General features: G+C 44.0%; 14 protein-coding genes. All 14 read right to left on the bottom strand.

All coding sequences use genetic code 11. From position 1 onward, the window contains the following. Window positions 1-49: 49 nt before the first annotated feature. A complete protein-coding gene (locus Q7V21_RS10755) occupies window positions 50-1,750 on the bottom strand; it encodes an NADPH-dependent assimilatory sulfite reductase hemoprotein subunit (RefSeq protein ID WP_304917291.1) in 1,701 nt (566 codons plus the stop codon). Further along, window positions 1,750-3,549, bottom strand: a complete 1,800-nt coding sequence (locus tag Q7V21_RS10750; RefSeq protein WP_304917290.1) for an assimilatory sulfite reductase (NADPH) flavoprotein subunit — start codon at window positions 3,547-3,549, stop codon at window positions 1,750-1,752. Before Q7V21_RS10750 ends, Q7V21_RS10755 begins: the two co-directional genes overlap by 1 nt. Window positions 3,550-3,785: 236 nt before the next feature. Continuing rightward, window positions 3,786-5,921 carry an EAL domain-containing protein gene (locus Q7V21_RS10745; protein WP_304917289.1) on the bottom strand — a complete coding sequence of 712 codons (2,136 nt, stop codon included), beginning with the start codon at window positions 5,919-5,921 and terminating at the stop codon, window positions 3,786-3,788. 66 nt (window positions 5,922-5,987) lie between these two features. Next, on the bottom strand, window positions 5,988-9,872 hold the full coding sequence (locus tag Q7V21_RS10740) for a PAS domain-containing protein (protein WP_304917288.1): 3,885 nt from the start codon (window positions 9,870-9,872) through the stop codon (window positions 5,988-5,990). Window positions 9,873-10,020: 148 nt separating this feature from the next. Beyond that, a complete protein-coding gene (locus tag Q7V21_RS10735) occupies window positions 10,021-11,895 on the bottom strand; it encodes a methyl-accepting chemotaxis protein (RefSeq protein ID WP_304917287.1) in 1,875 nt (624 codons plus the stop codon). A 98-nt stretch (window positions 11,896-11,993) separates the two neighbouring features. Beyond that, entirely contained in the window at window positions 11,994-12,623 is a 630-nt protein-coding gene (locus tag Q7V21_RS10730) for a GDSL-type esterase/lipase family protein (protein WP_304917286.1), read from the bottom strand. A gap of 3 nt (window positions 12,624-12,626) precedes the next feature. After that, window positions 12,627-13,406, bottom strand: coding sequence for a TatD family hydrolase (locus tag Q7V21_RS10725; protein WP_304917285.1), 780 nt, complete (start codon window positions 13,404-13,406; stop codon window positions 12,627-12,629). A gap of 38 nt (window positions 13,407-13,444) precedes the next feature. Beyond that, window positions 13,445-13,798 (bottom strand): PilZ domain-containing protein, encoded by a 354-nt coding sequence (locus Q7V21_RS10720; protein ID WP_226074520.1) that lies wholly within the window; start codon window positions 13,796-13,798, stop codon window positions 13,445-13,447. A gap of 11 nt (window positions 13,799-13,809) precedes the next feature. Further along, a complete protein-coding gene (gene holB, locus Q7V21_RS10715) occupies window positions 13,810-14,784 on the bottom strand; it encodes a DNA polymerase III subunit delta' (protein ID WP_304917284.1) in 975 nt (324 codons plus the stop codon). Beyond that, window positions 14,781-15,416: a dTMP kinase gene (gene tmk, locus Q7V21_RS10710; protein ID WP_304917283.1), complete on the bottom strand. Its 636-nt coding sequence runs from the start codon at window positions 15,414-15,416 to the stop codon at window positions 14,781-14,783. The genes holB and tmk overlap by 4 nt, the downstream gene beginning before the upstream one ends. Then, window positions 15,413-16,438 (bottom strand): endolytic transglycosylase MltG, encoded by a 1,026-nt coding sequence (gene mltG, locus Q7V21_RS10705; RefSeq protein WP_304917282.1) that lies wholly within the window; start codon window positions 16,436-16,438, stop codon window positions 15,413-15,415. Before mltG ends, tmk begins: the two co-directional genes overlap by 4 nt. Then, complete coding sequence (gene pabC, locus Q7V21_RS10700; RefSeq protein WP_304917281.1) at window positions 16,435-17,265, bottom strand: aminodeoxychorismate lyase; 831 nt, start codon at window positions 17,263-17,265, stop codon at window positions 16,435-16,437. Before pabC ends, mltG begins: the two co-directional genes overlap by 4 nt. A 10-nt stretch (window positions 17,266-17,275) precedes the next feature. Further along, entirely contained in the window at window positions 17,276-18,517 is a 1,242-nt protein-coding gene (fabF, locus tag Q7V21_RS10695) for a beta-ketoacyl-ACP synthase II (protein WP_304917280.1), read from the bottom strand. A gap of 93 nt (window positions 18,518-18,610) precedes the next feature. Then, complete coding sequence (gene acpP / locus Q7V21_RS10690; protein ID WP_014707198.1) at window positions 18,611-18,847, bottom strand: acyl carrier protein; 237 nt, start codon at window positions 18,845-18,847, stop codon at window positions 18,611-18,613. Window positions 18,848-18,932: the final 85 nt, after the last annotated feature.

The following is an 18,932-nucleotide window of genomic DNA, read 5'->3' as shown; positions in this document are numbered from 1 at the left end:
CCCATGTAAAAACACTTAATTTAATTTCTCTGTGACGCGGCGGTTAATCTCAATCTTTTAAAGCCTTATGCATCATTTCCGGTGACCGTTCAGCGCCGAGAATACCGGCCCGTATCAAAAAGTCTCCAAAATGTTCTTCTTGCTGACGTTCAGCGGCAAACTGCTCCAGCATTGGTTTCAGTGTTTGCAGAATGGTTTTTTCATCAACATTTTCCAGATACAAACGATTTAATCGCTGACCACTGAAGTCGGCCCCCAGGTTCAGGTTATAGCGCCCTACCGCTTTGCCGGTTAAGGCTATTTCACCCAGGTAAGGTCTGGCACAGCCGTTCGGACATCCTGTAATTCGAATATTAATCAACTCTTCCGGCAGTCCCACATCACTCATTATTTGCTCTAGTTTATTGAGAAATGTCGGTAAATAACGCTCTGATTCAGCCATCGCCAGCCCACAGGTAGGCAAGGCAACACAGGCCATCGCATTTAATCGTAATGCCGGACGGCTTTCACCGATATCGAGTTGATATTTTTCGACCAGCTGTTCAATAACTGGTTTCTGTTCAGGGCTGATATTGGCAATGATCAGATTCTGATTACAGGTCATACGAAACTCGCCAGTATGCACCTTGGCAATTTCTCTTAAAGCCGTACGCAATTGCAGCGTTTCCGTATCAGCAACACGCCCGCTGTATATGTATAAGGTCAAATGCCATTGACCATCTTCACCCTGGATCCAGCCAAACCGATCGCCATTACGTAATAATTCAAAGGGTCTGGCTGGAGTCATGGCCTCACCATGGTATTCGGTGAATTTTTCGTTGAACCAGTCAATACCATGATCATCGATGGTGTATTTAAAACGTGCATGTGCTCTGACGCTGCGATCACCGAAATCACGTTGAATGGCGGCAATGGTTTCACAGACTTTAACAATCTGATCTTTTGGCACAAAACCGGCCATGGTGGCTAAGCGCGGAAAAGTAGCTGTTTCGCCATAGGTCATGCCCATACCGCCACCTACTGCGACGTTAAATCCGACCAACTCGTTGTTTTCAATAATGGCAATTAACGCAATATCGTTGGCCAGGACATCGCTATCATTTTCCGGTGGAATGGCTATACCAATTTTAAATTTACGCGGTAAATAGCGATCACCATAGAACGGCTCTTCAGATTTTCCCGGTTGATAAACACATTGTTCACCCAGCCAGATTTCAGCATAGGCGCCTGACTGCCAGCACAGATGGTCGCTGATGGCTTTGGATATCTGATGGACTTCGGCATGCACTGAGGATTGATGCGGATTGACGTTGGTCACCACATTACGATTCACATCACCACAGGCCCCTTTGGTATCCAGTCCCAGCGCATTAACCTGCTGCATTAAGCTACGCAAATTTCTTTTCAGAACTTCGTGGTATTGGAATGTCTGGCGGGTGGTGATGCGTAGTGTGCCATTTGAACAATCATCGGCTATCGCATCCAGCCCCAGCCATTGTTGGGGTGTGACAACACCGCCGGCAATACGCAGCCGAACCATAAAGGAATATAACGGTTCCAGCTTTTGGCGACGACGTTCATCACGCAGATCCCGATGATCCTGCATATAACTGCCATGGAACTTGGTGAGCTTGTTGTCATCTTCCGAGATCGCACCGGTAACAGCATCATCCAGCCCTTCGGCAATCGTGCCACGCAGATAACGGCTGTCGAGTTTGAGTTGTTCAGCTTCAGGTAATTTAGTATTCATTAGTACACATCACGTTGGTAACGTTTATCACGCGTCAGTTGGCGCAGATATTCAGTGGCATCTTCGCGGCTTTTGCTGCCCTGCTGACTGATAATATCAATCAAAGCTTCGTTAACGTCCGGGGCCATATTGTCAGCATCACCGCAGACATATACATGTGCGCCATCCTGCAACCAGTTCCAGATCTCGATGGATTTTTCACGCAAGCGATGCTGCACATAGATTTTCTCTTGTTGATCACGAGAAAAAGCCACATCCAGATGGGTTAACAAACCGGATTTACGCCAGGCCAGCCATTCGGTCTGATACAGAAAATCAGTGAGAAAATGTTGATCGCCAAAGAACAGCCAGTTGGCTCCACGAGCGCCCCGCTCCTCACGTTCCTGCATAAAACTTCTAAATGGTGCCACACCGGTACCGGGACCAATCATAATAATCGGTGCATCATCATCGGCCGGTAATTTGAAATTTTTATTGCCATCGATATAAACCGGAATGGTGGTATCTTCGGATAAGCGATCGGCCAGCCAGGTTGACGCTACACCTCCACGTTCTCGGTTATGAGCCGAATAACGAACGGTTGCCACGGCAATATGTACTTCTTCATCCACCGCGGCCTGACTGGACGCAATTGAGTACAATCTCGGCGGCAGTTTACGCAATAGCTTGATAAAACCATTGGCATCGATTTCCGGCAACGGGTAGCTTTGCACCAGATCCAATACATCACGCCCACGAATCCATTCTGTTACGGCAGCTTTGTTTTCCATCAATCGGCTTAATTCATCTGAATGGGCCAGTTCTGCCCATTTTTCAACTAATGGACGAGTCAATACTGTTATTTCGCGATGCTGCATCAAGGCATTGACCAGCGTTTCTGATTGATCATCAACCTCGACCAATGTATCGGCAGCAAAACCCAAGGCATCGATAAGCATGGCCACCAGTTCAGGATCATTCTGTGGATAGACTCCTAACGCATCGCCCGGCTGGTATTGCAATCCAGATCCTTCCAGCGAGATTTCGATATGCCGGACTTCCTTGCTGGAACCGCGGCCACTAAGGATCTGATTTTCCAATATCAAAGCGGGAAAAGGCTGTTTGCGATCGTATTTTACAACCGGTTCATTATGAGTCATTGCAGCTGAGGCTGACGGTGATGCAGCAATTGCCTGCATTGAGCTACTCAATGATTCAATGAAGTCATTAATCCATTTTTCCGCCAGATCGTCATAGTCCACATCACAATCAACTCGAGGAATAACAGCGGTTGCACCGAGTTTCAGCAGACGTTCATCAAAATCCTTACCTGTCTGGCAAAAGAATTCGTAACTGGAATCACCAAGCGATAACACGCTGTATTGCAATCCTTTTAGCCCCGGGGCTTTACGACTATTGAGAAACTCATATAAATCCATGGCATTATCAGGTGGTTCGCCTTCGCCATGGGTGGAGGTTAATACTGCCAAATACTGTTCATTTTTTAATTCTCGGGGTTTGTACTCCGCCATATCCAACAGCTTGGCTTCAATACCCTTGGCTTTGGCTTTTTCAGCAAATCGGCTGGCAACACCTTCGGTATTGCCAGTTTGCGAACCATACAGAATGGTCAGTTTTACTGATTGTTCTGGCTGGGGTGATAAAGCCCCCGCGATTTCGCCACCATGCTGGGCAGCACGATAACCTGCTAAATAGCCAGACAACCAATCTACCTGCCAGCCTTCCAGGCCTTGCAGTAAATTATTCAACAGCTGTAACTGTTCATCTGTCAGCGGGGCATTTGGCAGCCTGATATTCATGGTAATGGGTTATCTCTTAAAAGAATAAGCTGTAAGCACAGCACAAAATAACAAAAACAACATATAAATAGAAACTATATGTTCTGATTTTAATATAACTATTTTGGATATAGATAAGTTATGCTAAATCGTAGTGTAGAAGATTTTTTGTAAATTATTGTGAATGTAATCGGTGAAGTTTAAAAAAAGCTATCTAGCTTTGAATATTGGTACGAAGTGATAAAAAATCAACCTTTCTAGTGACTTTTATGCTCGTATAAATCGGTGTCGGCATACATATATAAAGATTGTAAATCGACATTTATCATTGCCTGGCTTGATGCAGTACCTACAGTATATTCAATGTTCAGGTGTGGGCTAACCGTTGAGTTATAGTTGTTAACTGCCTCGGATAAAGTTTCCAGCGGTGTCCCCGTTGGCTCGCAAATGCATAAAACGACAAACTCATCATCTACCAGCCGGGCAACTAATTCCGTATCGGTAAAAGTTTCCATCAATAAGCGGGAAAAATGAATCAGGGCTTCGTCACCCGCTGAGATTCCGTGGGCGTGGATAAGACGTTTGTAGTTATTTAAATCAAAATAAAACATGGTGATGGGAATTTGATACGGTCCAAAAATAGTCAGTAATTTCTGTGCTCTTCGCTCAAACGCCTCACGGTTGAGAAGTCCGGTTAATTTATCTTCATCCAGGAATGGATTGTAATCGATTTCTTCTTCAACCATCTCCGTCAGTTGTTTTAATAGCACTTTGTCTTTAATTGAAAATTCTCTGGGTTCAGGATGTTTCAAGCAAAGCGCTCCTAACTTTTCGCCGGACTTGGCACGAATAGGACAGCCAGCATAAAAACGTACATAAGGGGCTGAAGTAACCATAATATTGTTGACGTATTGATCGTCAAGCAAGGTGTCGGGAACGATAAAAATATCATCTTGGGCAATGGTCTGATTGCAAAAGGCAATGGAGCGTTCAGTCTGACGTTGACTGAATCCCTGTGAAGATTTTATCCATTGCCGGTTTTCATCAATCAACGAAATCAGGCTGATATCCACGTTAAATAACCGCGTACAGAGTTTAGTCAGTCTGTCATAACGCTGCTCTGGTTCACTGTCCAATAAACCTAAGCCATGCAAATGTTTAATTCTATGTAAATCAATATGTTCTGAGCTTTGTTTTGACCACTCAATAAAAGCATCTGGCAACATAGGACGACCGATAAAATAACCTTGAGCCTGGTCACAGCCCATTTTCCTTAGCAATTCAAGTGCCTCGTTATCTTCGATACCTTCTGCTGCCACTTGCATATTCAAACTATGAGCCAGCTCGATAATGGCTTTGATCACCAGCCTTGATTCGCGTGAATCTGCCGATGTCATAACAAAGGTCTTATCCACTTTGACTTCTGAAAAAGGCATGCGTACCAATGCCAGCATCGAAGAAAAGCCCGTTCCAAAATCATCAATCGATAATCGAAAACCGCGTAATCTCAGTCGGGTTAAGATATCCAAAGACATAACAGGATCATCCATTGCCGCGGTTTCGGTCAGCTCCAGAATAAGCTGATCTGGTTTGACATTATTGCTCTCACAAAGAGATTCTATCTGCTTGAATAACATTAGATTTTTGAGTGATGCTGCAGAAATATTTACCGAAAGCAATAAGCCACGATTTTGTATTCCTTGAGTCGAGTCAGCATCCTGCAGTTGATTGAGAAACGGTAATGCCTGTTCAAAAACCTGCAATGTTAAACGATCAATTAAATTATGTTGTTCGGCTAACGGGATAAACCTTTCCGGAGAAATAAAGCCTTTTTCCGGGTGATGCCATCTCGCCAAGGCTTCAAAACCTGTTAAAGCACCGCTGATACAAGAGACTTTTGGTTGATAGACCAGATAAATTTCACGGGCATTAATCGCCTGCTCAAGTTCAGTAACAGTAAGCGTATTGACCTGACTTTCGGCGCGTAATTGTCTACCGAAGGTATTGTCAGCAGTGTTACTTGACTCTGCATTAATCAAATCCCGAAAGGCTTTAGGGTTAAAAGGCTTTGGTAAAATTCCCAACACATTCAAACCATGGGCACCGGCTGAACGTGCGGCAGCATGCAGTAATTGTTGACCAGCACCACTGGTGATAATCAATTGTGCCTCAACTCGCATTTTGCCTAACTCGCCTAAAACTTCCACGCCATCCATATCCGGCATGATCAAATCTACAATCAGATATTGGGGTTTCCACTCCTGCAGAATATTGAGAAAGCTCTGAAAATCTGATGTTACTTTGGCGGATAAACCAATAAACTCAGCGACATTTGCTATTGCTCTTGCCGTGAGATTATTGTCGTCCAGAATCAACACTTTAAGTTCGGTCATCTGCACAGAGTTTCCTTTATCATCCATGTTTAATAAAACCGTGAATTAATAGTTGTTTAAGCATATTCAATCCAATGCCTGGTGTATTTTGCTCGACAACTCATCACGGCTATAAGGTTTACTCAGTAACATAACACCGGGATCCAATCGACCATGATGGACAATTGAATTTTCAGTATAACCCGAGGTGAATAACACTCTTAATTGTGGGCGGAGACGTTGTGCCTTGTCAGACAAATCCCGGCCACTCATTCCACCAGGCATCACCACATCGGTAAACAACAGATCGATCTGTACCTCACTCTGGATGATTTCCATCGCTTCCTGTCCATTTGATGCGCTTGTTACCTGATAGCCAATAAATTCTAACTGTGAAATAACATAGCTTCTGACCAGATCATCGTCTTCAACCACTAAAATATGCTCTTTGCCCGTTTTGGGCTGAATAGGAAGAACCGCAGGGTTCTCTGCTGTAGCAATTTCCACCGGAGACCGAGGTAAATAGAGTCTTATGGTGGTTCCCTGACCGAGTTCAGAATAGACATTTATATGCCCTAAACTTTGGCGGGCGAAGCCATAAACCATCGCTAAACCCAGACCGGTGCCTTTATCTTTACTTTTGGTGGTATAAAATGGTTCGAATACCTTCTCCAGATTTTCAGGGGCAATACCGATACCGGTGTCGGAAACACCAATGATGACATAATCTCCGGCAGTCACATCATGTTGTAAAGCGTAGTCTTCCGAGAGCGAGACATTAAGTGTTTCGATTAAAAGTCGCCCCCCAGAAGGCATCGCATCTCTGGCATTCAGCGCAAGATTCAATAAGGCATTTTCCAACTGTCCAGGATCAACCTGAGCCAGCCAGATATCGGCTTGTAAGGCAAGCTCCAACTGAATAGATTCGCCTAACGAACGACTCAATAATGATTGGAAATTTTTTAATAATTGATTGGTATCAATGTGTTTCGGATCCAGAGGCTGACGTCTGGCAAACGCCAATAAACTGCCGATCAGTTCGGCTCCACGATCGGCTGCTTCCTGAATCATTTGTGATAAACCACGAAGATTGGAATCCGCAGCAAGTGACTCGGTGATAATTTCAGCATTACCGACAATAACTGTCAGTAAATTATTAAAGTCGTGGGCAACGCCACCGGTTAATTGACCTACCGCTTCCAGGCGTTGGGATTGGCGTAACTTTTCTTCCATCTCAAGCCGCTCACTGATGTCAGTGATACCGCCGACCATCCGAATAGCTTGGTGGGCATGATTGTAGATCACATAACCACGATCAATTACATCAGCATAGCTTCCATCCTGGCGTCGAAACTTATAGCTGTCTGACCAGCTTTGTTGGTTTTCTGCTACTGCCCGTATGAGGTTATTCACCACCCTATTGCGATCATCAGGATGAATACGTTTTTCCCAGCCCTCAAATGAGGGCTTTGACTGTTCGGCATAAAACCCGAATAAGGTTTCAAAATTATCGCTCCACCAGAGTTCATTGGTGATAAGGTTCCAATCCCAGATGGCGTCATTGGTCGCTTTTGACAAAATTTGAAAGCGCTGTTCACTCTCACGTATGTTGGCATCAGCTTCTTTCTGCAAGGTGATGTCAGTAATGTAACCTTCTATCAATTCAATATTGCCATCATCGTTGGAGACACCACTGCCTTGCTCCCAAAACCAGCGAATCCTGCCATCTTTATGGATAATCCGATATTCCACTTGAAAGGATTGTTTCTCCTGCAACGCTTTTACCGTGATCTCTGTAGTTAATTGTCGATCATCAGGGTGGATCAGGCTGGCAAAGTCGATAGATTTATTGTTGAGAACTTCCTCTGGCTCGTAGCCTGTCAATCGTTTGAATGATTCACTGACATACAGCATGGTCCAATGCTCATCAAATAAACATCGATACGCCAATCCAGGTAAATTACGCAGTAATTGTGTCAACGACCTTTCGGCTTCTGAGCGCTTGGCTTCTGCCAGCTTAATTTCGGTAATGTTTTCGCATATAGCAAGAAGGTGTATCGGTCGATCGTTCTGATCACGTTGCGAAGTCACACTTAGCCGAGCCCAGATCGTGTCACCGGATTTGCTGATATAGCGCTTCTCCATAACACGACTATCGTGGATGCCAAGTAATATATCGCTGATTTGCTGCTCATTCTGCTTTATATCATCGGGATGGGTCAGCTGTTGAAAGCTAAGTTGGGACAACTCTTCAACGGAATACCCCAGCATCTCACTATAGGCCTGATTGCATTCGAGAATTCGACCATCTGTCGTAGTGATTGCCACACCTGTCGCAGCGTCCTGAAACGCTTCACGAAAACGGCTTTCACTGGTTCGGATACGTTGCTCATCGCGCTGCTTGCAAATGGCGATAGAGATAATTTTCGAGATGCGCTCGATGGTATCAAGCTGTTCTGGTTCTGGTGTTTTTATCGTGTTGTGATAAACCGCAAATGTCGCGATAACGTTTTGTTTTTCATCAAATATTGGGTGAGACCAACACGCTCGTAAATTACATGCCAAAGCCAGCCCAAAATAGTTTGCCCATAACGGATCATGTTCGATATCTGCAACAATTACTGGCTTTTTGAGATAGGCCGCTGTTCCGCAGGAACCTGTTTGTGGGCCTATAAATTCTCCATGAATAGCATCGTTATAATGATTGGGTAAATTTGGTGCTGAGCCATGGAGTAGCTGTTTGCCCTCTTCATCCAATAGTAAAATCGAGGCGATGGTATTCGGTATGATCTCCTCAATACCGAGCACAATTTTTTCCATTATCTGGGGTAATTCCAGAGATTCAGCAACAGCTTCTACCATGCTGGATTCCAGTCGCTGTATCATCTCCAGTCGTTTACGCTCGGTGATGTCGATGACCATGCCTAAACGGCGTATTTCCTGTCCACTTGCATTTAAAATTGATTTGCCACATTCAAATAACCAGCGAATAGCACCATCATTATTACGGGTAATTCGATATTCAGCCTCGATAATGCCACTGTTATTTGGTTTAGCCCGAGCTACATCCAGATTCACCTTATCATCTGGCAGGATAAATTGCTGGAAACTTTCTATGGTTCCATCAAACTCTTCCAGTTTTATACCAAACAATTCAGCTGTCTGTTCAGACCAGGTCACTTCGTTTTTTAATAAATCAAATTCCCAACTGCCCATATGACCGATTCGCTGGGTTTCATCCATCACTCGTAATTTATGATCGCTATGACTGATATGTTGCTTTATATCTGTTAAATCCAAAACAGTGCCCAACAGTTCAATATTCTCTGAACCCCAGGTAGCGCGTTGTCGGATAAATCTTATTTCCCCATCTGTAGTTATTATTCGGTGGCAAATATCAATCTTGGTTTGTTCAGTAATGGCCTGATTAAACGCATTTTCAACCTGTTGTTTATCGTCAGGATGCACCAAATGCAATATTGTCGATATTGATGGTGAAAACTGTTCGGCTGACTTGGCAAAAATCTCATAAGTTTGAGATTCCCACCATAAAAGAGAGGTGGCGCTGTTATATATCCAGTGCCCAATAAGCGTCGAGGATGAATCCAGATCAGTGAATAACCAGTGTTGAGCTGGTCCGGGCTGAATTTGACTGGCTAAAATCACCAGTAATTTATTACCGTTATCTAAGGCCAGAGTCGCGGGGTAGCGCTGAGCTTGACTCAAGCCAATCAGTGTTAATGGAAATTGAATTGGTAAATGGGGAGTTAAATGGAAGTCATCCAGCTGTTCATCAAAAAAATCACTGAATGATAATCCCAGAATATCGCCTTCATTTTGAGCTTTGATGAGGCGCAATGTTTCTGAATTAGCAGTTAATAACAGATTATCCTGAAAGATAAAGACTGCCTGTGCCTGATGATTGATCAGCACAGTTAACAGATAATCACGGGCCTCAGCATTGTCGCTCAATTTTTATCTCGCTTTCTTATGGTTCAGACCATATTTCTTGTGTCTGTTTATCTTTCCTAGATACCCTTATGGGTACTTTGAAAGATAAACAGACCTTAACAACGATATAACAGAGTTGGCCTGAGCCGCCAGAAATTATTTATTGCTATTAAACTTTAAATTGACTGATCTGGGTCTCTAATCCATTGGCTAATCTGGCTAATTCCTGACTAGTCAAAGTAGTTTGATTGGTGCTTTCTGCATTTTCCTCAGCTACTTGCGCGATACTGACAATGTTACGGTTAATTTCTTCTGCAACTGCGGACTGCTCTTCTGCTGCGCTGGCGATATGTGTATTCATATCGCGTATTGAAGTAACTGACTCTGCGATGATATCCAGCGATTGGCCAGCTTTTTCGGCTTTTTCAACACTATGATTGGCTTGTACAAGTTCTTCATCCATCACCCGAACTGCTTTTTCGGCTTCGGTTTGCAGCCGATCAATGATTTTTTTGATTTCTTCAGTGGAATCATGACTGCGTTTAGCCAGGGTTCTTACTTCATCTGCTACTACAGCAAACCCTCTACCCGACTCACCTGCCCGGGCAGCTTCAATAGCAGCATTCAAAGCCAATAAGTTAGTTTGTTCAGCAATACCTTGAATTACACTCAATACGCTACCAATATTTTCACTTTCTTTTTGCAGATCTTTAATTGATATCGCTCCAATTTCAACCTGTCTGGCCAATTGATTGATACCTTCAATCGCGTCCATCACCACTTGTTTACCAGCTTTGGTTTCATCATCTGCGGTACGTGATGCTTCAGCGGCTTGAGCAGCATAGCGCGCAACTTCCTGTACTGTGGCCGTCATTTCATTCATTGCAGTCGCCACCTGCTCGCTGTCGCTTTGTTGACTCATCACACCACGACTGGTTTGACCGGTAATAACGGTTAATTCTTCCGCAGCAACATTAAGTTGACGGGATGAATCAAACACTTGCTGAATCAGTTGACTGAATGCGCCCATCATCTCATTAAACACATGGGCCATTTGCACGATCTCATCCTTACCTTCGATATTCACCCGTTGCGTCAAATCTTTATTTTGCTGCGCTTTTTTCATTACTTCAGCCAGCATATTGATCGGGTTGACAACACTGCGACTGATCAACTGAGATAAGAAAATTAAGATAGCTAAAACCGCAATAATCGTGATGATAGCTTTAATAAAAACAGATCTTTCATAGGCCATTACTTCATCAGAAATAAGTTGAGATGTTTCTTCAAATAATTGCCGAATTTCTAAAACAATACCCCGCATTTCGCTAGTTCGACCAAGATCTTCATTGAAGCCAAGTTGCTCGTATGTCGTTGCCAACTTTGTGAAATCATTACTGTAACTTTGCATTAGTGTAGATACTTGACGCTGTTCGAAATCACTTAAATAGCTTTGTTGTAAATTCTGATAGAAAACCTTGAGGTTATCGTTAAAGGCATTTAAGTAGCTAATATCTTTACGTAATAAAAAGTCTTTTTCATTGCGGCGTAACATCAGCATATCTTTCAATAAGGTATCGTTCTGAAATTTAGCCAGCATTTGCTCGGCTTCTTGGACTGATTTACGTAAATTGCCATAAAGACCGTCAGTATGACTTAAGCCGATAGCTTGTTGCATCACTACTAGCTCATTAAAAGTACTGTGATATTGCTGGAGCAGGCTGATTAATCGCGGTATTTGTTCAAGTTGAATATTCTGATCTTTAAGCTGAGATTCCAACTCGGCCAGTTGTTGTTTAACAATACCGTGAGTTTCGTTATAACTCGTTTGATACTTCAGATCGAGCCGGTTAAAAAAATCTTTTTGATGTACCCGTAACCTTACAAAATCCGTTTCGGCATCGATGGCCAATGCATTGGATTGACCAATTTGCACTAATGAATGCATACCAAGGCTTAGCATTGCAGCAAGAACAAGGATCCCGATAACCATAATGCTGCTTAAAACCAACATTTTTGCTTTAACGGACAGTGAATTTAGCATTACGTACTCCTAGATTGACGGGAATAATTCCTAATGCTTTGTATATCGTCTTCACATGATGAAACTTTAGCAATTCACATCAAAAAAACCTTACTTTTTTAATGTGCAATTGCGCCTGATTCAATCATTAAACGATGGATAGATTGTGCAAATTGCTGATAGCCAAGTGCATTTGGGTGTACTTGATCGGCTTTTAAGGCGTTGTCGATAAGCAGCTCACTGAGAATAGTGGGCTGAATGGGAACATTATTGGTTTGAGCTACTTCTAGATATAAAGGTGCTGGTGCCAAATTGATGCCGAATGCCGGCACGGCGATTAATAACACTTGTGCGCCACTGGCAGTAATTTCGTCTACCATGGACTGCAGATTGGCCTGCAATTGCTGGCGACTTTGCTTACGTAATAAGTCATTGCCACCATGACACAGGATAACCAGGTCCGGTTTGGTTTCCTGAAGCTGTTGGGATAAACGTGCTAGCCCAGCACCACTAAGTTCACCAGGTACTCCGGAATTTATCACCTTCCTCCCGGTTAATTCTGATAATACTGATGGATAACTTTGCTCTGGTTTGGCACCAGTACCAAAGGTCAGGCTGTCACCAAAGGCCAGAATGACGGCATCATGACTTAAGGGTTTAAGGCTGGTCGGAGGTTGGTCACAGCCAGTAAGGCCGAAAACAACAATACAAATCAGCAGTAAATTCTTATAAGCGTTGGTGACATCCATGTTTTAAGCAGCTTTATTTACAGTAGGGAACAATCGATAGAAATTTTCCGTTGTGGTGGCAGCAATCAGCTCTTCTGATTCACCCCGCAGCTCAGCCAGAAAGGCGGCCACATGTTTTACATAGGCGGGTTTATTAGTTTTTCCTCGATGAGGCATTGGTGCCAGATATGGAGCATCAGTTTCAATCAGAATCCGATCCAATGGTAGTTGTTTAGCCACATCCTGTAATTCACGAGCACTTTTGAAGGTCACGATTCCGGATAACGATATATAAAAGCCAATATCCAATGCGCGTTTAGCCGTTTCCCAGTTTTCGGTAAAACAATGAATGATACCGCCTGCCTCCCGGGCGTTTTCCTGCTCCAGCATGGTCATGGTATCTTCACGCGCTTCACGGGTATGAATAATCAACGGTTTTTTGGTCTGTTTGGCCGCATCAATATGATAACGAAAACGATCCCGTTGCCAGGTCAAATCACCTTCACTGCGAAAATAATCGAGACCAGTTTCGCCTATAGCAATTACTTTGGGATGAGCTGCCAGTTCAACCAGTTGCTCAGTGCTTAATGTACCTGACTCTTCAACATTGGGGTGTATACCTACGCTGGCAGTAAGTTGAGGGTATTGCTCTGCAAGCTGGCGCACTGACTCGATGCTTTCTTTATCGATGGCAATACATAGAATATGTTCGATGTGATTTTCGGTAGCTTCAGCGACCATTGCAGCAATGCCACCAGGTTGGTCTGCGAGCAAGTTCAGATGACAATGTGAATCGATATACATAAATAACCCGTTTAATGACAGCTTTAGCCGTCAGTGTCTTACATTGTGTAGGTAGCTTTGTCCGATTTCAATTTATCAACCAGATGGTTTTCAATTTTGCCGCGAACTACATTGGCTCCACCATCACCTTCACTGAAATGCACGCCAATTCCAGCTGCTTGATTACCTTGAGCACCTCTTGGAGTTATCCAGGCAATGGTTCCGGCCACTGGAATTTTTTCGGGTTCATCAAGCAAGGTGAGCAAAATAAATACTTCTTCACCCATTTCGTAGGTTTTATTAGTGGGAATAAATAAACCGCCATTTTTCAGAAATGGCATAAAAGAGTGGTACAGCATGTTCTGATCACTGATTTTCAGTGAGAGGATACCTTTACGTGGATTCATGCCCATATAAATACTCTTTAGTTATTTTTAGGTAACAAAACGGAATTTGTATTGGAAATACGTATAACAGAAACCATAAAATCTTCTATTAACAATGTCTTGTTATAGTTATTTGAAGACGATACTAGCTTTATTGTATTCACTATGCAATCAGCAATCTGCCAGTATTGTTGGGTTTTGCTGAGTTCAGCATACCCCGAATAATGCTGCTTAAGTCGAGTTTTAATGGTCGATAGCAGTTGATGCATGACTTTTACCAGATCGTATTGCTGCCACTGGTTAGCCATTTGCACAGGATTCGCACGCTGTTGTAGTAGCAGATCAAAATCCTGTTGAAGCTGCTGATAACTTTGCCACTCATTGGTTTCAAGGGCATGCACAATAGCAAAAGGCGCATCCAGCGTTAATGAGGCAAGCTTTTGCAATTGTTCTGCATCTGACGATATTCCCTGCGAGTCGAGCCATGGCAATGTGATTGAGTAGTCCGGCGCTGGCAGATGCATTTGTTGGCAGCGACTGCGAATAGTCACCGGCAAACGATGAACGGCGTCCGTAGTTAAAATCAAAATCGTATTATTCTGGGGCTCTTCAAGCAGTTTTAATAAACTGTTGGCGGCGCTATTGGTCATCGCATCAGCCGCTTCAATAATGACTGTTTTCCATTTGGCAATGCTTGGCGTAAGTGATTGTTTCTCTTTCAGCGCACGGATTTGTTCGATTTTGATTGACTTACCGGCCTCTTCTGCCCGTATCGTCAAATGATCCGGATGATTCCCCGCCTGCATGATCTGACAACTATGACAAACACCACAGGCATGAAACTGGTTGTCGGCGGCTAAACAGAGAAGACTTTCCGCCATTTTGGCAGCAAACAAGGTTTTTCCAAGCCCCGACACGCCAGTTAATAAAATGGCATGTGGTATACGCTGTTGTTCGACTCTGGCGACAACATGCTGCCAGAGTGTTTGCTGCCATGGAAAAAGCTCCGTCATAAACCTGCTTTATCCACTAGCGGCTCAAGCTGTTGGCTGAGCTGTTGTTGAATGGCTTCAATACTCTGGCTGGCATCAATTAATTTGATACGTTGCGGTTCGGCCTTGGCACGAGCCAGATAACAGTCTCTGACTCGTTCAAAAAAAGCCTGTTTTTCCTGCTCAAACCGATCTTTTTGCTGCTGACGTTGCTCTACCCTCGTCTGTCCAACTGCAACTGGTAAATCAAATAAAAAAGTCACATCGGTATGACAGCCTTGCAAGGTCCAGTTGGCAAGTTCCTCAATCCGTTGTTGATCGATACCCCGACCACCACCCTGATAGGCAAAAGTTGCATCGACAAAACGATCAGACAATACCCAGTCGCCGCGTTTTAATGCTGGCTCAATAACCTGTTTAATGTGCTCAGCACGCGCGGCAAACATCAGCAGTAATTCGGTATCTTCTGCCATGGCCTGCTCTGTTGGTTTAAGAAGTACTTGCCGAATTTCTTCACCTAAATCGGTTCCGCCCGGTTCACGGGTAACGACCACCTGTATACCGTGAGAGCGTAAATAATCGGCGATAAACTGCAGTTGCGTTGATTTACCGGCACCTTCTATGCCTTCTATGCTGATAAATTTTCCGCTCATCTTGTTAACCGCATATTGTTCCAATATTGTCTGACCGCGCGATTATGATCCTCAAGGTTATCCGAGAACACATGACCGCCATTTTCAGCGCCAGCGACAAAATACAGGCTGGTACCCTCTGCCGGGTTCATTGCAGCTTCAATAGATTCCTTGCTGGGTAAACAGATGGGCGTCGGCGGCAGTCCGAAGCGAGTGTATGTATTGTATGGCGTATCGGTTTGCAGATCTTTTTTACGGATATTGCCATCATAGCTATCACCCATTCCATAGATAACCGTCGGATCAGTCTGAAGACGCATTCCTATGCCCAAACGCCTGACAAATACACCGGCAATTTCAGGACGTTCCTGGGGGATGGCACTTTCTTTTTCGATGATGGAAGCCATGATCAAGACTTCATAAGCTGAATCATAGGGTAAGTTTTCAGTCATTTGCTGCCAGGCGCTCTCCAATTGACTCTGCATTTTCTGGTAAGCACGTCTTAAAAACTGCACATCCGTGGTATTGGCCGGGAAATGGTAGGTTTCCGGTAAAAACCAGCCTTCTACCAGATCATTTTCAATAGATAATGCTTCCCGAACGGTTTCGTTGTTCAGTTCATTCAAGGTGATTTTAAGTTTGGGGTGGGCCAGCATTTTTTCAAATAATTGGTTGGCCGTCATCCCCTCGACAATAGTCAACGAATATTGAACGACTCTACCACTGATAAAAAGATTTAATAAATCCGGTAACGTAGCATTAGCTTGAACCCGATATTCACCTGCTTTGATCTGCTGCGCATTGCCTTGCAGTCGAGCATAGATATCCAGATAAACACTGGGTACCGGGCTCAAACCACTATCGTATAAACGTTGACTGACTTTACTGATGTTATCACCGGGATAAATAGTAAAAATGGTCTCATCTTCTATCAGGTTCACCGGCTGATGCAGGAATCGCTGATATTCACTCCATGCCACTAAAGCGATAATTGCCGTGAGCAACAATAAAAAAAGCAGTTTGATAGTTAAAGATATTTTCATTCGTCTGTATTTATTGAATTTAACGCATTCTGCAGTTTTAGCGTCAGTGGACCATAACTTAAATCCACATCAAGATCAGTGATACGAATTACTGGCCAGATACCAATTAAACTATTGCAGACAAAGACTTCTTCAGCAGATTTCAGATCATCAACAGTCAGTGATGTGATAGACAGCGGAATATCCAGACTATCAGCAATTCTAATAAGCTGTTTACGCATGATACCAGCGATTCCCGAGCTTGAAAGCTCAGCGGTGAACAATTTATTGTTTTGCACCAGAAACAGATTCGACATCGTTCCTTCGATTAACCGCTCTTGATAATCCAACATTAAACCTTCGGCGATGGTCTCATCCTGCCATTCATTGCGTGCCAGGATCTGTTCCAACCGATTAAGATGTTTGATGCCGGCTAATGAAGGATTAATGGCCAAACGTTGCTGGCAGATACGCACGGTAATGCCGGAAATATTAGCCACAGGATAAACCGGCATGGCATGACTACTGATAATACGGGTAGGTAGCATATCGGCTTGATAACGATAACCACGCCCACCCGCACCGCGAGTAAGCATAACTTTAATGACAGCATCACTATTTAACTGCTGACAAACACTATCAATTTCGGATAACAGGGATTGTTGTTGTGTTGCTGAAAAAGCGATATTGAGGCGATCACAACCTTCCATTAAACGGGAAAGATGATCCGATAAAAATTCCAGTCTGCCATGGCGATAGGCGATGGTTTCAAATAAACCATCGCCGTATTGCAAGCCACGATCCGCTACATCGATTCTGTTTTCGGGTTGGCCGTTAATCAGAATCATGTCGCATCAACTAACTGAGTTTTTTGAAGATAACAGTACCGTTGGTGCCGCCAAAACCAAAAGAATTAGACATGGCAAATTCGATTGGCATCTCCCGGGCGATATGCGGGACATAGTCCAGATCACAGCCTTCATCCGGGTTATCCAGATTAATTGTCGGCGGAGCAACCTGATCACGAATGGCCAGAATACTGAATACCGCTTCTACCCCACCGGCTGCACCTAACAAGTGACCGATCATCGACTTGGTTGAGCTGACGGCAACTTTTTGTGCTGAATGTCCTAAAGCGGTTTTAATCGCCTGGGTTTCGGCCACATCCCCTGCTGGCGTTGATGTGCCGTGCGCATTGATATAATCAATATCTTCGGGGTTGATACCTGCATCATTCATTGCATTGACCATGCAACGTGCAGCGCCTTCTCCGCCCTGTGATGGCATGGTCATATGATAAGCATCACTGCTCATGCCCGAACCAACCAATTCAGCGTAAATCGTGGCACCACGCTTCTTGGCGTGCTCATATTCTTCTAATACGATGACACCGGCACCATCACCTAACACAAATCCATCACGATCTTTATCCCAAGGACGGCTTGCGGCAAGAGGATCATCATTACGTGTGGATAATGCGCGTGCTGCTGCAAAGCCACCTAAACCGGTTTTCGAAGTAGCCATTTCAGCACCACCGGCGATCATCACATCTGCATCACCGTACTGGATCATACGACCGGCAGCAGAGATACAATGGGTTCCAGTAGAGCATGCGGTGACGATGGCCGTATTTGGCCCTTTCATGCCGAACATAATCGATAAGTTGCCGGAGATCATGTTGATAATGTTACTTGGCACAAAGAATGGTGAAATCTTACGCGGCCCACCATTCAAAAAGCTGTCATAGCCAGCTTCGATACCAGGTAAGCCGCCGATACCAGAGCCAATAGCTACACCAATACGTTCGGCATTAGCATCAGTGACTTCCAGTCCGGCATCTTTAATGGCTTCCACTGCGGCCGCAATACCGTAGTGAATGAAGGTATCCATTTTTTTGGCGTCTTTGCGAGAAATAACTGTCTCAACATCAAAACCTTTGACGCTAGCACCAAAACGAACCGGAAAATCAGTCACATCAAATGTTGTGATCGGTGCCACACCACTTTTGGCAGCCAGAATATTTTCCCAGCTTTCTGCCACCGATAAACCGACCGGTGTTACCGCGCCAAGCCCGGTAACGACAACGCGTCTTTTAGACATCAGGTTTCCTCATGCAAATCTTTCTATAGATACGACGTAGCCGCCTAGTATGTCGTGCATACTAGACGGCTACATCTTAAGCAATCTGTAATATTAAGACTGAACAGAATTAATATAAGCGACGGCTTCTTTTACTGTGGTGATCTTTTCAGCTTCTTCATCAGGAATTTCACATTCAAATGCTTCTTCCAGTGCCATAACCAGCTCAACAGTGTCCAGCGAGTCAGCACCCAGATCATCAATAAATGAAGCATCGGCAGTTACTTCATCGGCGTTTACACCTAATTGTTCAACAACAATTTCTTTTACTCGAGCTTCGATATCACTCATAACATCTGTTTCCTTTGGTGGTTAAGTACAAACAACGTGCTGGCATTTTATAGTGCGAGCACTGCGGAGACAAGCTGGAAGCCTT

This window comes from Methylophaga sp. (assembly GCF_030651745.1).
This window is presented reverse-complemented; position numbering and strand designations above follow the sequence as displayed.

Excerpts from the sequence above, each read along its gene's own strand:
- Q7V21_RS10755 (WP_304917291.1), bottom strand. The coding sequence starts at position 1,750 with ATGAATACTAAATTACCTGAAGCTGAACAACTCAAACTCGACAGCCGT.
- Q7V21_RS10750 (WP_304917290.1), bottom strand. The coding sequence starts at position 3,549 with ATGAATATCAGGCTGCCAAATGCCCCGCTGACAGATGAACAGTTACAG.
- Q7V21_RS10745 (WP_304917289.1), bottom strand. The coding sequence starts at position 5,921 with ATGACCGAACTTAAAGTGTTGATTCTGGACGACAATAATCTCACGGCA.
- Q7V21_RS10735 (WP_304917287.1), bottom strand. The coding sequence starts at position 11,895 with ATGCTAAATTCACTGTCCGTTAAAGCAAAAATGTTGGTTTTAAGCAGC.
- Q7V21_RS10730 (WP_304917286.1), bottom strand. The coding sequence starts at position 12,623 with ATGGATGTCACCAACGCTTATAAGAATTTACTGCTGATTTGTATTGTT.
- Q7V21_RS10725 (WP_304917285.1), bottom strand. The coding sequence starts at position 13,406 with ATGTATATCGATTCACATTGTCATCTGAACTTGCTCGCAGACCAACCT.
- Q7V21_RS10720 (WP_226074520.1), bottom strand. The coding sequence starts at position 13,798 with ATGGGCATGAATCCACGTAAAGGTATCCTCTCACTGAAAATCAGTGAT.
- holB (WP_304917284.1), bottom strand. The coding sequence starts at position 14,784 with ATGACGGAGCTTTTTCCATGGCAGCAAACACTCTGGCAGCATGTTGTC.
- tmk (WP_304917283.1), bottom strand. The coding sequence starts at position 15,416 with ATGAGCGGAAAATTTATCAGCATAGAAGGCATAGAAGGTGCCGGTAAA.
- mltG (WP_304917282.1), bottom strand. The coding sequence starts at position 16,438 with ATGAAAATATCTTTAACTATCAAACTGCTTTTTTTATTGTTGCTCACG.
- pabC (WP_304917281.1), bottom strand. The coding sequence starts at position 17,265 with ATGATTCTGATTAACGGCCAACCCGAAAACAGAATCGATGTAGCGGAT.
- fabF (WP_304917280.1), bottom strand. The coding sequence starts at position 18,517 with ATGTCTAAAAGACGCGTTGTCGTTACCGGGCTTGGCGCGGTAACACCG.
- acpP (WP_014707198.1), bottom strand. The coding sequence starts at position 18,847 with ATGAGTGATATCGAAGCTCGAGTAAAAGAAATTGTTGTTGAACAATTA.